General features: G+C 65.2%; 13 protein-coding genes. 7 read left to right on the plus strand and 6 right to left on the minus strand.

Annotation, left to right across the window (positions count from 1 at the left end; genetic code table 11):
* Window positions 1-61: 61 nt before the first annotated feature.
* The 5 genes from MNOD_RS10965 (at window position 62) to MNOD_RS42935 (ending at window position 3,289) form a co-directional block, all read left to right on the plus strand.
* Window positions 62-709, plus strand: coding sequence for a CoA transferase subunit A (locus MNOD_RS10965; RefSeq protein ID WP_043748485.1), 648 nt, complete (start codon window positions 62-64; stop codon window positions 707-709).
* A gap of 4 nt (window positions 710-713) precedes the next feature.
* Complete coding sequence (locus tag MNOD_RS10970; RefSeq protein WP_015928936.1) at window positions 714-1,340, plus strand: 3-oxoacid CoA-transferase subunit B; 627 nt, start codon at window positions 714-716, stop codon at window positions 1,338-1,340.
* Window positions 1,341-1,730: 390 nt separating this feature from the next.
* Complete coding sequence (locus MNOD_RS50575) at window positions 1,731-2,048, plus strand: LysR family transcriptional regulator (RefSeq protein WP_083786370.1); 318 nt, start codon at window positions 1,731-1,733, stop codon at window positions 2,046-2,048.
* Between the two features lie 119 nt (window positions 2,049-2,167).
* Window positions 2,168-2,893 carry a DUF2270 domain-containing protein gene (locus tag MNOD_RS42930; RefSeq protein ID WP_015928937.1) on the plus strand — a complete coding sequence of 242 codons (726 nt, stop codon included), beginning with the start codon at window positions 2,168-2,170 and terminating at the stop codon, window positions 2,891-2,893.
* Between the two features lie 111 nt (window positions 2,894-3,004).
* On the plus strand, window positions 3,005-3,289 hold the full coding sequence (locus MNOD_RS42935) for a helix-turn-helix domain-containing protein (RefSeq protein WP_083786671.1): 285 nt from the start codon (window positions 3,005-3,007) through the stop codon (window positions 3,287-3,289).
* 58 nt (window positions 3,290-3,347) lie between these two features.
* Here MNOD_RS42935 and MNOD_RS10975 read toward each other — a convergent pair whose 3' ends face one another.
* From MNOD_RS10975 to MNOD_RS10995, 5 genes are all read right to left on the minus strand, one after another.
* Window positions 3,348-3,602 carry a hypothetical protein gene (locus MNOD_RS10975; RefSeq protein WP_015928938.1) on the minus strand — a complete coding sequence of 85 codons (255 nt, stop codon included), beginning with the start codon at window positions 3,600-3,602 and terminating at the stop codon, window positions 3,348-3,350.
* A gap of 279 nt (window positions 3,603-3,881) precedes the next feature.
* A complete protein-coding gene (locus MNOD_RS50580) occupies window positions 3,882-4,751 on the minus strand; it encodes a Hint domain-containing protein (RefSeq protein ID WP_244424702.1) in 870 nt (289 codons plus the stop codon).
* A gap of 1,666 nt (window positions 4,752-6,417) precedes the next feature.
* Complete coding sequence (locus tag MNOD_RS10985; protein ID WP_015928940.1) at window positions 6,418-7,380, minus strand: TAXI family TRAP transporter solute-binding subunit; 963 nt, start codon at window positions 7,378-7,380, stop codon at window positions 6,418-6,420.
* A gap of 127 nt (window positions 7,381-7,507) precedes the next feature.
* Window positions 7,508-8,317, minus strand: coding sequence for a fumarylacetoacetate hydrolase family protein (locus tag MNOD_RS10990; protein ID WP_015928941.1), 810 nt, complete (start codon window positions 8,315-8,317; stop codon window positions 7,508-7,510).
* A gap of 56 nt (window positions 8,318-8,373) precedes the next feature.
* Window positions 8,374-10,548, minus strand: a complete 2,175-nt coding sequence (locus tag MNOD_RS10995; protein ID WP_015928942.1) for a carboxypeptidase-like regulatory domain-containing protein — start codon at window positions 10,546-10,548, stop codon at window positions 8,374-8,376.
* A 271-nt stretch (window positions 10,549-10,819) separates the two neighbouring features.
* Between MNOD_RS10995 and MNOD_RS11000 the strand changes: the two genes are divergently transcribed.
* Window positions 10,820-11,233 (plus strand): PaaI family thioesterase, encoded by a 414-nt coding sequence (locus MNOD_RS11000; protein ID WP_015928943.1) that lies wholly within the window; start codon window positions 10,820-10,822, stop codon window positions 11,231-11,233.
* Between the two features lie 372 nt (window positions 11,234-11,605).
* Here the strand turns inward: MNOD_RS11000 and MNOD_RS11005 are convergent, their stop codons facing one another.
* Window positions 11,606-12,610 (minus strand): GlxA family transcriptional regulator, encoded by a 1,005-nt coding sequence (locus tag MNOD_RS11005; RefSeq protein WP_244424703.1) that lies wholly within the window; start codon window positions 12,608-12,610, stop codon window positions 11,606-11,608.
* An 89-nt stretch (window positions 12,611-12,699) separates the two neighbouring features.
* Between MNOD_RS11005 and MNOD_RS11010 the strand changes: the two genes are divergently transcribed.
* Window positions 12,700-13,338 (plus strand): HD domain-containing protein, encoded by a 639-nt coding sequence (locus MNOD_RS11010; protein ID WP_015928945.1) that lies wholly within the window; start codon window positions 12,700-12,702, stop codon window positions 13,336-13,338.
* Window positions 13,339-13,362: the final 24 nt, after the last annotated feature.

A 13,362-nucleotide genomic window follows, 5' to 3' on the forward strand; every position in this document is an offset into this window, starting at 1 on the left:
TCCGCAAAGGTCAAGCGCGCTCACATAGAAGCGCGCTCACATAGAAGGACCGATGGGTGACATGCGGACGATCGTGCTCAGCGAAGCGGTCGCTTCGATTCCGGACGGGGCAACGCTGATGGTGGGCGGCTTCATGGGTGTTGGGACCCCCGAGCCGCTCGTGGACGAACTCGTGAGGCAGGGGCGGCGAGAATTGACCGTGATCGCCAACGATACCGCCTCGCCCGGCGTCGGTATCGGCAAGTTGGTGACGGCTAAGGCGCTCAGCCGGGTGATCGCGAGCCATATCGGCCTCAATCCCGAGACTCAGAAGCAGATGATCGAGGGCAGCCTGCAGGTGGAACTGGTGCCCCAAGGGACGCTGGTGGAGCGCATCCGCGCCGGCGGCTGTGGCCTCGGCGGCGTTCTCACCCCCACGGGGGTCGGCACCGTCGTTGAGGAAGGAAAGAGAAAGATCGAAATCGAGGGCCAAGAATACTTGCTTGAGACCGCACTCCAGGCTGATTTTGCCCTCATCCAGGCCTTCCTTTGCGACTACCTCGGCAATCTCACATATGCATTGACTGGGAGAAACTTCAACCCGTTGATCGCGATGGCCGCACGCACGGTCATCGTCTGTGCGGAGCACGTCGTTCCGGTCGGGGTGATCGCACCCGACCACGTCGTCACACCCGCTCCTCTCGTCGACTACGTCATTGCCAGGTGCTGACCCCATGGACCCGCAAATCCGGATCGCGCAGCGCATCGCTCGCGAACTTCGCGACGGCATGCTGGTGAACCTCGGCATCGGCATCCCAACCTTGGTTGCCAACTATGTTCCGGCGGGCATGCACGTGTTCTTCCAGTCGGAGAACGGGTTGATCGGCACGGGCCCGGTGCCGGAACAAGGCATGACTTTGCGCTGGCTCACGGATGCCGGCGGAAAGCCGGTGACGGCGCTGCCCGGGGCATCCGCCTTCGACAGCGCGATGTCGTTCGCGCTCATCCGTGGCGGTCACCTCGATCTTACGGTGCTCGGCGGCCTGCAGGTCGATCAGCACGGGCGGCTCGCGAACTGGATGGTGCCTGGCAAGATGATTCCGGGCATGGGCGGCGCGATGGATCTCGTGACCGGGGCGAAGCGTGTCATTGTCGCCATGCAGCACACCGCGAAAGGCCGGCCAAAGATCGTCCGCGAGTGCTCTCTTCCCCTGACCTCGGCACGCTCGGTAGATCTGGTTGTCACGGAACTGGCAGTGATCGCCTTCCCAGACGGGCGCGCCACCCTCATCGAGGCAGCGGAGGGCGTGACCGTCGAGGAGGTGCTGGCCGCCACCGAGGCCGAACTTATCGTGCTTTAGGGCGCGGACTAAGGGGTGCGAGTCAGAATCGCAATTTCGGCGCCGGGCTATCAATCCGTAGCCCATCCTCGACCGGGAGCTGCCGCGCCCATCCAATCAGCAGCACATATCCGGTAGCCAGCAGAAGGCGACTGCTTCGGCCTGTGATGAGGCGGGTTCTGGTGTTCCTGCAGCCGCATCTCGGTTCCCGCGACAATGCCCGCCGTGGGTAATACAGCGAGCGTTTTGGCACTGAAAACGGGCCTCTCCTGCCGCCAAGCATGTTGGACGCGACGAGCAGCAGGTTCGGCTTGTCAGAGTTGACGGGCCGCTGCTAACTTGGTGCAAGGGAACGTTACGCTGGAGAGCGTAGTTATAGGAAACGCCGATGCTTCTGCGCCATATGGAATAATGGTGACGCGGTCTCGGGAGCGGCCCTTTGGAAGGGCCGCGGCAGCCTGCAATGTGACCCAGCCGGCGCTCTCAAGCGTGCTCAAGGCGCTCGAGATGGAACTCGGAACCCCGATCGTACAGCGTCATGAGCGGTTCGAAGGTTCTACCTCGGAGGGCGAGCGGATCGTTGAATGGTGCCGTCACATTCTGGCCGACCGTGGCGCTATGCTCCGAGAACTGGAGTCATTTCGCAGCCGTGCCCCGTGCTGTCAGGCGCGCCTCATCGTTCCCGCCGCACTTTCGAGGGGAAGGGCCCCTATTCAACACTTTAGCTGAGCTAAAGCGGATCGCCAGCGCAGACAACGTCGCGCTATCGGATCTACTTCGATAGACACCACCGTCACGCCAAAAGGTCGCTTTGGTTTAGCTTGGCTAAGAATGTGTCGGAGGCTGCCATGAGCCTTGCTGCAAATACAGACCTTGGGCAAAGCTACCGTTCTGGATCGCCGTCTATTCCGTTGCCGCAAACTGCAAGTGAAATCACGACCGTCATCGCGCATTACTACCGAGGTGAGATCGCTCGAGCGACAGGTTGGCGCGATCGCATTGACAGAACTACGAATTGGGCCATTACCCTCATCGGCGCAATGCTCTCTGTGTCCTTGGCGGCGCCGGTCGAGCAACACGGTATTTTGTTGTTCGCTATGATGCTATTGCTCGTTTTTCTGATCGTTGAGGCGCGACGGTACCGGTATTTCGACGTCTACCGAGTGCGCCTACGGCAGCTAGAGCGCCATTATCTTGCGCAGATATTTGCTCCAACTCAAGAGAAGGGCGCAGACTGGACTTTTCTTGTTGCCGAAGATCTTCGAAGGCCGGTGTTTCTGATGACGTATATGGACGCACTTACAAGAAGGTTGCGACGCAATTACCTTTGGATGTTCCTAATACTACTATCTGCATGGATACTCAAGATTGCATCTGCAGGGAATTCTAGCTGCATTGTCCCTGTGCAACCCGCGTCGTTGCTTCAGAAAGTTGCCGATAGGGCGGCGCTCGGCCCACTTCCAGGACAAGTTATTGTCGTAGTGGTCTGTGTGCTTTATGGCGCACTTCTCATTCAGGCCTGCCGCCCTTCCAAATGGAGCATGAACCGTGACGATGGTCAGGTCCACGTTTGAAAGCCGTTGACCCGACGGTTTGGATAGTTGAATCTCGAGTCATGCAGGCGCTGCCCCTAGCTTGTTATGGTCATGCAGTCGTGCCCTAGGCGCACTAGGTCAGGTGCGATGATGAAGCAAGTTTTTGTTGATGATTTAGCAGACGTCGATCTCAATCAGATTCGCGCCTTCCGCATAGTCGCCGCTGCAGGAAGCTCCACACGAGCTGGCCTCCGACTCAATCTGAGTCAATCAGCCGTTAGCCGTCAGGTGGCCAGTCTTGAGCAATCGCTCAAAGCATGTTTGTTCCATAGAAACGTGATCTCCATGTCACGAGCAGCGCAGCAGGAAAGCCTACCGCCCGAAGCCCCATGCCGGCACGTCTCGGTAGCGTACTGGATGCAATTGCCAAGCTAGCTAATGGTGCGGCTTGAGTGCTCCTCGGTTACGGTGGGCACCGGGTATAGCCTGGGCATCAGCACGCCTGACCAGGCGGCCCGAATGATGCCGGCTGCGGAAGGAGCCCGAACAGGGTGATCGTGTCCCAGCCGAGCCGGTCAGCCTCGGGCCCGAAGTCGTCCACGAACCGCCGGCAGTTCGCGAGCGTCTCGACCCATTCGTCTGGCCTGAACCCGGGGCACGGCGGCTGGCCCGGCGACAGGCTGGCAAGCCCGCGGCTCCATGCGAGGACGGTGGGGGAGAGGGCGTTGAGCGTGGCCGAGTCGGGCATGGCGGGACGCTGCCGATGAACTGCTCACCGCGCGAGATAGCCGCGCTCAGGCTGCTGCAACAGGTGGGGAGGGCGGGCCCACGACGACGGTGCCGCACTTGCAGCCTGCGATGCTGCAGCAGACGCAGGGGTCATCCCAACGGGCCTGTTCAAGCCCCGTTGGTTCCGGTCTCGAATGGCCGCCCAAGCCGCTCCAAGCCTCCGGCTCGGCATCGACCCGTCGAGATGGCCAACGGCCCGCTGCATCCGCATCGCGGGCCGTCGATATCCGGGGCCGCCTCAGGCCGCATGCCTCTCCGGGGCCGCGACCTGCAAGGCGGCCGCGATCGGGGCGCCGTCGGCCGAGCGGCGCACCTCGATCGTATGCGGCCCATGCTGCGTCAGCGCCTCCGGCAGCGTGAGGCTGAAGGCATGGCGCCCGTCGCCGATGCCGATCCCTTCCAGGTCGGCGCGGTACCGTTCGGCAAAGGCCTGGGCCACGACCGTGCCGTCGATCACCACGTCCAGGCAGACCGGGCCGTCCGGATGGGCCAGATCCTGCGCCCAGCCGACCACCGTGACGCCGCCCTGCGCGTCGGTGTCGCAACGATCGATCGAGCCGCGCAGCGGGCCGAAGACGCGTGCTGCCGGAACCGGCAGGCCGGCGCGCTCGGCCAAGCGCCGCCGTGCCGCTTCCAGCACATAGCCGCTCTCGACGCGGGGCGCACAGTAGATCGCCTCTTGCGGCGGCGTGTCGGGATACAGCTGCGCGAAGGTGTGTGCGTTGTGGAACATGCCGCGGCTGTGATCGTCGACGAAGCTCTCGGAGGGCGCCCCCTCGGCGAGCAGAACGTCGTGGCGGTCGAGTTCGACGTGCCAGTACTCGACGCTGTCGACCCGCTCGGCCGTGGTGATGGTCACGCCATTGACGAGATGCACGGCGGGGATGAGGCAGCCGTCGAGGAACATGGCGTGCTTGGGCGAGACCCAGAGGTCGCGGGCGGGTGTGCCATCGGCGAGCGAGCCGGCTTTGAAGCAGATCGGCAGGACGTCCGGATTGGCGTTGGCGAAACGACCGGTATAGGCACGATGACCAATCCACCGGATGGGGCGATGCTCCCCAGAAACAGTGACGACGACGTCGCCGATTGCCAAGTCCTCAACGGACACCTCGCCGCGCGCCGTGCGAATGTGAGTTCCACTCACAAAGCATGGAGGGGAGGCGTTGAGGACGAGATTTCCGGTTGAGGCTGCGCCTCCCGACAGAGAGCCGCCGGCCTGGACATAGTAGGTTTGGCCGGCTGTTGCATTGAAGATAACGGTCGAGGTTCCGCCCGGCGGGAGCGGTCCCTGTCCAATGTCATCACTAGCATCGAGTTCGGTGAGATTTGTATAGGAAACTGGCTGTGCCGGATTCGTGACACTGAATACCTGAAGTGTGGTGTCGTAGTCTGATCCGGCCGTATTGATGCTCGCCGTTCCGCTAGTGGGCGCGGTATATGTAAACCAAACCGTGCTACCAACGTCCTGAGGTATCTCTGCGCTAACGTCTTCGCCTGAAGCTGTTGTTGCGCCAGCAGTGCTTTGAGCCGTTGTGGCAGCCGCGATCGGGGTTGCGTTAGCGATGTCATCATTTGTCGGAAATGGGCCAGAAGCCATCGCGCTCTCCTCCCTCGCATTTAGGTTTTGATCTTACCACGTATCAAGAGGGAGGGGTGTGTCGTATCTGCATCAACAGCCTTCCTGATGCAGTTTCAAACTGAAGTGATTGTCGCACGTGTTGCCGCATAGGATATATTCAATGGATCCATCCCGAAGCTGTTGACGATCCGTGGGCAATTCAATGGTGTTTCAACCAGTTCTCGGGCTTAATGCCAGGCACGGGCAACAGGCAGGCGAGCCCACGGCTCCATGCAAGAACGGCGGGGGAGGGGGCGTTAAGCGTGGCTGAGTCGGCCATGGCGGGACGCGCCCTGCGGGCGAGGCGCTGGACGTGACCCGCTCGACACAACGCCGCGGCGGGCCTTTTGCGCTCACGCGGCCGTTCCCCATGCGCGCGAGCGGAACGGAAGGGGATCGGAGTGGGGGACCTGACCGAAACGGACCTCCGCTACCATCCGTTTAGTCCGCTTGGTCAATGACTTGGCGGGCTTTTTGGTGCCCGATCCCTGGCCGAAAAGTGTTGTGATGAGCTGCAACACGACCTGTGAATTTACAATGGGTTACATGCGAGCGTCGGCTGCTCCGCGCAACACGGACGCAACACGAAACCGAGCTGGGACGAAGGAACGGAATGGTGGCTTGAGCCTTCGCGAGCCGGGCAACGCCCGATGTCACCGCAGGAGGGCATGAGTCATTCGACATGAATCTCCCCCTCCAGGAACGCTTCTGTGGCCCACGAGCCCGGCGCGGCCTCAGGCTCTAGCATCGTCGTCCGGGAGCCTTTCGGATGGAGATAGGAGGTTAGCTGCCCTTCGCGCCATCGGTCTTGACGCACCGAGGCATGATGCTCCCTGCCGCGTCTCGGCATTGCAGCATGCCCAAAGAAGCCCCGGATATCACGATCGAACAAGCTTGGGGTGCGCAGCGCATATGCGGCCTCGATGAGCGTGGTGACGGCTCATGACTCGGCTCAACGAGCAGGTTGGCATGAGAGCACCGGATCGCTCAGACCTACAAACTTTTAATCTGTAGGTCCTGGGTTCGAATCCCAGCGCGCTCACCAACACTCAGCTCAATCCGCCGTTTCCGCGGGGACGGTTTCGGGACGATCGAAGCGCGGGAAATCCCGGGAGACCGCGGGAGCTTGTTGCCTCATCAGGCTGTCCAGCACACTTCATTTTGGATAGGCGCCGACCTCGCGCAGGAACGCTACTGTTGCGGGATGCAACCATGTGGCTGGAACCACGCCCGCGAGGTCTCGCGGATCACTCGCACGTCCTTGCGGGAGCCGCCGCGCCAAGGCGCTCTGGCCGAGGTCAATTGCCCGGACGAGACGTGACACCGCTGCGGGGTCCAGACCCGGCTTGGCGATGATGAAGCTCCAGGAACCGACCGTTTCGATGGCCTCCGTCTGCAAGGGAAAGGAGCTGGCCGGCACCGTCATACGCCGCAGCGAGGGGCTGAGGGCCAGGATCCTGTCGATGGCCTGAGGAGCCGGACCAAAGAAGCGTGCCCCGCCCGGTGTTTCGGCCAGCGTCCTGAACCCCGGCCAGCCGAGTCCTCCACCCCACAGCGCGGCGGCACGGCCGTCGAGGACCATGCCCGGGCCGTCTCCGGCGCGATCGAGCAGGATCGGCTGAATATCGTGATCAGGGTCGATGCCGGATCCTCGCAGCACAGCTCGGGCCATCATGGTGAGACCGGAGTTCCGGGTGCCCAGGGCAACCTCCCGTCCTCGCAGATCCTCGACCGATCGGATCGGGCTCGATGCCGGCACGACGAAGAGACCAGGGGTGGCGTATATGGGGGCGACCACCGTGAGCTTGGGCCGATCCTCTTCTGCGGCCAAGGCCTTGTAGGCGAACTCGCCCTGCACGAGAGCGAGGTCGAGCTTGCCGTCTCGCAGCAGGGCCAGGTTCTCGGCCGAACCGCCTGTGGCGCGAAGCTCGAGCTCAACGGTCGGGCTCGCCTCCCGAACAGCTGCGGCGAGCGCCTCACCGTACGCCCTGAAGCCGCCTCCGGGCGTCGCCGTCCCGAGGACGAGGCGAGCAGGCTCCTGGGCGCGCGCTGCCTGCATCGGCCAGAGGGGAATGCTGGCCACCCATACGGCAGCGACGAACAGCCGGCGCCTCAGCATGTCAGGCCAAGCCTTTCGGATCTGCACGGGTCCTTGCCCGGAGTCGACCTCCGCGCCTGCACAGTCCCTTTCTCGCTGCTGCTTCGGACATGTGTATCAAGCAGATAGAGCAGGGCAGGTGAAGCGCTCACGGCCCGCCATCGGCGATGCGGATCGAGAGGTCGGGCAGCCCCGCGATCCGGCCCAGCAGGACGTCGCCCCGCACGACCGGCCCGACGTTCTCGGGCGTCCCGGAGAAGATGAGATCCCCGGCCTTGAGTTCGAATGCCTCGGACAGGTTCGCGATCTGCTCGGCCACCGACCAGATCATCTGGGACAGGTCGGCATCCTGCTTCACCTGCCCGTTGACCTCGAGCCGGATCATGCCGCGGGTGAGGTGCCCGACCGCGGCCACCGGATGGATCAGCCCGATCGGCGCCGAGTGGTCGAAGCTCTTGCCGATCTCCCACGGCTTCTTCTGCTCGCCCATGCCGCGCTGGAGGTCGCGCCGCGTCATGTCGAGCCCGACCGCGTAGCCGTGGACGTGGTCGAGCGCGGCATCCTTGGAGATGTTGCGCCCGCCCGACTTCAGCGCGGCGACGAGTTCGAGTTCGTAGTGGTAGTTCTTGGTCAGTGACGGATAGGGATGGTCGGCCACCGTGCCGGTGGGCACGACCTGGATCGCATCGGCCGGCTTCTGGAAGAAGAAGGGCGGCTCGCGGGTGGGATCCGATCCCATCTCGCGGGCATGCGCCGCGTAGTTGCGGCCGATGCAGTAGATCCGGCGCACCGGAAACACCTCTGCCGCGCCGGCGATCGGCACGCTGGCCTGCGGCAGGGCGAACAGCGCCTTCGGCGTGGCGGTCACCTGCGCGGCGGCAGGGGCTGCCAGCGACGCCGTGCCGAGCACCGCGCCGGCCGCGGTCCTCATGGCATCCCGCCGGGTGGTCGTGGTCATCGTCGTCTCTCCGAGCTCATCTCGTCCACAGGCGGCGGGTGATAAGCACCGATCCCTCAATGCGCGAGCGGATCCGGGCGCAGCTGGAACTTGAACACGTTCGGCGAGGCCTCGGTCCCACCCTCACCATGGAAGTTCGCGCGCGTCCCGGAGGTGGTCCAGAGCCCGCGCCCCTTCCAGCCCGCCGCCGGATCGTCGATGCGCCCGTCGACATTCTTCGTGAAGAAACCGAGCGGGTAGGGAACTCGTAGGCTCACGAAACTGTCGTTCACCAGGGCCAGCAGCCGTTCGCCGCCGTTAGCCGAGGCGATCGGCACGTTCGCACCCAGCCCGAGGATGTTGTAGCGGTCGACCCAGACGTAGTACGCGTGCTCGGCGCTGCCCGAGGTGTCCAATCCCCGGATCTGCGGGCCCGGGAAGCGGTAGAGGCGCCAGCCCTCCGGACAGAGCCGCCCCTCGGCGGCTTGCGGCCCGCCGAGGGGGCCCCTGCACTTCGAGCGGTCGAAGCTCGCCAAGTGCCCACTCGACAGCGCGGTCCACGCCACCCCGTCCAGGCCGATGTCGAGCCCACGCGGACCGAAGCTGCCCTCGGGCGGCTGGTAGATCTCGGCGAGGGCGGTGCGGGCGGGATCCGGGCCGAGGTCGAGGCGGATGATGTAGCCGGGCTGGTCGATCCGGGAGAAGCCGCGATCCATCGACTGACCCCAGACCGTGTTGTCGACCGGGCTCGGCATGACGCCGTAGAAGGCCGCCATCACCCGCTTGTCCTTGCTCGGGTCGAGGGGCTGGTCTGCCTCGACGAAGTCGTCGCGCCTGCCGTTGCCGTTGGTGTCGACGATGATCGGTGTCCACCCCTGCGCCTTCGCGGCATCGTGCGTCTCGCGGTAGACGCGCGTGTTCAGCCATCCCACCACGCCGCTCGCCGGACCGCCGGCGCTCGTCCACAGCGTGTTGTCGGGATCGTGACCGAAGTAGAGGTGGTGCGTGGTGAAGCAGGTGTCGATCAGGTCCCACCGCCCCGTCGCGGGATCGTACATCGAGAGCTGCCGGTCGGAGACCTGGAGCGGCGCCGCGGCTGCCGAGGGATGCGTGCTGCAGAAGGCGGGGTTCTCCCGCGGCCGCAGGCGGGCCGTGAACCAGACCTTGCCCTTCTCGTCCATCATCACGTTGTGGATGCTGGTGTGACCGTCCCAGATCGGCTCCTCGCCCCAGTAGGCGGAGGGGCCGCGCAGGGCATCCAGCGAGGAAGGGATCTTCGGGTCGAGGTACGGGTGCCTGACCTCGCCCGCGATGTTCCGGACCGGGTCGAGCGTCGGCACGAGGTCCGTGCTCTCCTCCGGCGAGCCCCAGATCAGGCCGTTGGCGTTGACGGTCGGATCCCGCTTGTCGGTCGAGATGGCGTCGTGCTGGTAGTGCTTGGGGTCGGCCCAGTCCCACGAGGTGATGACGACGTTGCGCTCGACGCCCTGCGGGCGCTCGGGCTTGGCGAAGGGCAGCTCTCCCGCGGCGATCCGGTCGGTCCAGTCCGCGAACACGGTGTAGGCCTTGTCGACCCCGAGACTGCCCAGCGCGACTGCCATGTAGGCTTGCGCCTGGCCCGCCTGGGTGCGAATCGCCCAGGCGGTCTGGGAATCATTCCCAGCGCGGAAGAAAGCCGGAATCTCGCGGATGCCGCGACTGCCGAGCGCGTGGCAGGACTGGCACATGTTCTTGATGGTGTCGACCCACGCCGCCTGGGACTTCATGGTCGGCGGGATGTGATTGCCGAGGTCGCCGGTTCCCGGGAACTCGGATTGCGGCGGCACGCCGAGCAGGGCGTACCAGTACATGCCGGGATAATATTGGGCGGCTTCGCGCGCGGAGGGGGCCGGAACGGCTCGCAGGTCGAGCAGACCCCCGGTCCTCGCGTCGACCTTGGGGGCATCGACGAGGCCGTAGCCGCGGGTCCAGACCCGGTATGTGGCCGCGGGAAGGTCTGGGATAACGAAGCGTCCCTGGTCGTCGGTGACCACGATCTTGGCGAACCGGGTCGGCAGGTCCCGCGTCTCGGCAATAACCCAGACGCCTGCCTCGGGGCCGTGCTCGCTGACAACGGTCCCGCCGATGTCACTGGCGCTGATCGCGACCTTGGACGTAGGCGCCTGCTGACCGTTGGTTGGCCCGATGGTCCCCAGCATGATCGAGAGGGCGAGGCTGGACATCTTGAGCCGATGGCCTGCTGTGAGGGGCATGCACCCTCCTCCCTCGAGCCGATCCGTCAGCATGGCCGAGCCGAAATGGCAGTCGGTCCGCAGGTCGGCAGCCTGCATATCGTCACAGTATGGTGCACCTGACGAGCGGGACGAGCCTGCCGGGCCATCGTCCACACCGGTTCGCAAAGAGGCCAGCGGAGCTGGTGATAGTCTTCTGGATGCCGCTCGGCCGTCCAATTGGCTGCGCATGGCTCTGGCGCCCTCACCTCAGCGATGAGACAAGGCCGATCCACAAACGGAGATCGTTGCCGTGACAGCCTCGTTCGATCCGGCCGAAGCCGGCTGGCAGACCGTCGCCCTGTCCGAGTTCATGGATCTGATCGGGCCGGTGTGGCAGCGGCACACCGACGAAAGCACACACTATGGGCTGCTCGTGGCGGAGAAGCACAGGAACCGCAACGGGGTCGCCCACGGCGGCGTGATGGCGACGCTCCTGGACATGGCGCTCGGCCGCACCTCGTCGGAGGCCCAGGGCGGCCGCAAGCAGGCGACGATCAACCTCGACGTGCAGTTCCTCGCTCCCGTGCAGGTCGGCGAATTCCTTGTCGCCGAGTGCCGCGTCGTGCGGGCCACGCGCTCGATCATGTTCATGCACGGAACCTTGCGGGTCGGGGAACGCGTCTGCGCCGTCGCGCAGGGGACCTGGAAGATCCTGGGGGCTTAGCTCAAGCACGAGCTCAGCTGTGAAACGCGGCCGGTTCGTACAAGGGGGGTCAGGCCTCCCGTTCACGATCCAGTCGAGGTGGGCAGCAGCGATGCGCCAATGACGAGCGACGCCGTCTCTGCAGGGCAGGGGGGGTCAAAGCTCATCGGCGAACGCCGCCGGGGAGCCATCCACCCCCTGACCGATGCCAAGACCTTCTTGATGCCAGTCTCACCCGCTCTGGGGGCGGTTCGGCCAAGGGCTCAGATGCGCCACTTGCAGACCTTCGATCGTTGCCGTTGGAATGGCCGCTCGTCGGCCTGGAGCGGACCTCTCTGAAGGTCCCGGACTGTGCAGGGCGAGGGCTCTCTGCCGAAGGATGCCAGCACGCGGTCATCGCGTCCCCTGAGATGCGTGCCGCTGCCGGTACTCCGCCGGGGTCAGACCGATGCGGCGAACGAAGGCACGTCGCAGCGTGTCGGCGTCGTGAAACCCGCAGGCGCCGGCCACTTGCTTGGAAGCCGCCTTGCCCTCCTCCAGGAGCCGGCGCGCCGCCTCGATGCGGACGTTCTCCACGAATGTGGCCGGCGTCAGGCCGGTCTCCGCCCGGAACAGGCGCGCGAAATGGCGCGGGCTCATGCCGGCGCGTGCCGCCAGCTTGGCGACGCCGTGGTCCGCGGCCGGGTGGGCCGCCACCCAGCGCTGAACTTCCTGAAGGGCTGACCGCCCAGCCGGCGCGCCAACGCCGCGTCGGCTGAACTGCATCTGGCCGCCACCGCGCTTGAAATACATGACCAGCTGCGAGGCGACCCTGCGCGCGACCTCGGAACCCAGGTCCTCGTCCACCAGCGCTAGCGCGAGGTCGAGCCCCGCGGTCACGCCCGCCGCCGTCCGGACTGGACCGTCGAAGAGGCAGATCGCATCGCCGTCGACCACGGCCTCGGGGTAGCGGCGGGCCAGGCTGTCCGCCACCGCCCAGTGCGTCGTGACCCGGCGCCCTTGCAGGAGGCCCGCCTGCCCAAGCAGGAATGCCCCGCTGCAGACCGAGCCGTAGCGCCGGGACTTGAGCGCCGCCGAGGCGAGCCACGCGCACAGGGCCGCGTCCGCCTGCAGCTCGTGTATGCGGGGCGCGCCCGCGACGAGGAGGGTGTCGAAGCCGGCCGGGTCTTCCGCGCCCGCCACGAGGTCGGCAACGAGGCACCTGCCCGAGGAGGTCTCGACCGGGCCTGGACGCGTCCCGACGACGGCGAGGTCGTAGATCGTCGTCCCGGCCTGGGTGTTCGCTTCGGCGAAGACGTCGAGCGGGCCGGCGACGTCGAGAAGCTGCACGCCCGGCAGGGCCAGAACCGCGACGCTGCGTACCACCTGCTCGCCTTCCATGTCCGTCCGAGCCTGCATGATGGCAGAAATCGCCGTACTCAGGCGATTGCTGCCGTCCACGGATGTGCGTACCTCATCGCTGTCCCTCGCGCAAACGAGATCCCGCCATGACCCCGAGTTCCCAGGCCGCGATTCCCGATAGCCGGCTCGCCCGGGCCATCACCGAGTTCGTCCGGGACAACGAGACCGAACTGCTCTTCAACCATTCGAGCCGGGTCTACCAGTTCGGCGCCCTGGCCGGCATCCGTCGCGGCCTGACCTTCGACCGCGAGCTGCTCTACGCCGGAGCCATGTTCCACGACCTCGGCCTGATGCCCGGTCACGGCAGCGCGCACGAGCGCTTCGAGGTGGACGGCGCGAACGCCGCCCGGGACTTCCTGAGGTCTCATGGTATTCCGGAAGAAGACGTCTACACGGTCTGGACCGCCATTGCGCTCCACACCACGCCCGGCATCCCGGTCCACATGCATCCCGTCGTCGCCCTCGTCACCGCGGGCGTCGAGATGGACGTGCTCGGTCTGACCTACGGCGAGTATTCCGACGCGGAGCGCGAGGCGGTGGTGTCCGCCTTCCCGCGCACGCCGCACTTCAAGGAGGACATCATCCGAGCCTTCTACGACGGCATCAAGCACAAGCCGGACACCACCTTCGGCAATGTCAAGGCCGACGTCATCGCCGACAAGGAGCCTCATTTCCACCGGGGCAACTTCTGCAGCGTCATCCGTCAGTCCCCGTGGAGGGGCTGACGACCCGCCACGGTGAAGTGCGGG

Origin of the sequence: Methylobacterium nodulans ORS 2060, assembly GCF_000022085.1 — a bacterium.
Classification (GTDB): Bacteria; Pseudomonadota; Alphaproteobacteria; order Rhizobiales; family Beijerinckiaceae; genus Methylobacterium; species Methylobacterium nodulans.

Bases quoted from the DNA above. Each gene is read 5' to 3' on its own strand.
- MNOD_RS10965 (WP_043748485.1), top strand. From the start codon at position 62: ATGCGGACGATCGTGCTCAGCGAAGCGGTCGCTTCGATTCCGGACGGG.
- MNOD_RS10970 (WP_015928936.1), top strand. From the start codon at position 714: ATGGACCCGCAAATCCGGATCGCGCAGCGCATCGCTCGCGAACTTCGC.
- MNOD_RS50575 (WP_083786370.1), top strand. From the start codon at position 1,731: ATGGTGACGCGGTCTCGGGAGCGGCCCTTTGGAAGGGCCGCGGCAGCC.
- MNOD_RS42930 (WP_015928937.1), top strand. From the start codon at position 2,168: ATGAGCCTTGCTGCAAATACAGACCTTGGGCAAAGCTACCGTTCTGGA.
- MNOD_RS42935 (WP_083786671.1), top strand. From the start codon at position 3,005: ATGAAGCAAGTTTTTGTTGATGATTTAGCAGACGTCGATCTCAATCAG.
- MNOD_RS10975 (WP_015928938.1), bottom strand. From the start codon at position 3,602: ATGCCCGACTCGGCCACGCTCAACGCCCTCTCCCCCACCGTCCTCGCA.
- MNOD_RS10985 (WP_015928940.1), bottom strand. From the start codon at position 7,380: ATGCTGAGGCGCCGGCTGTTCGTCGCTGCCGTATGGGTGGCCAGCATT.
- MNOD_RS10990 (WP_015928941.1), bottom strand. From the start codon at position 8,317: ATGACCACGACCACCCGGCGGGATGCCATGAGGACCGCGGCCGGCGCG.
- MNOD_RS10995 (WP_015928942.1), bottom strand. From the start codon at position 10,548: ATGCCCCTCACAGCAGGCCATCGGCTCAAGATGTCCAGCCTCGCCCTC.
- MNOD_RS11005 (WP_244424703.1), bottom strand. From the start codon at position 12,610: ATGCAGGCTCGGACGGACATGGAAGGCGAGCAGGTGGTACGCAGCGTC.
- MNOD_RS11010 (WP_015928945.1), top strand. From the start codon at position 12,700: ATGACCCCGAGTTCCCAGGCCGCGATTCCCGATAGCCGGCTCGCCCGG.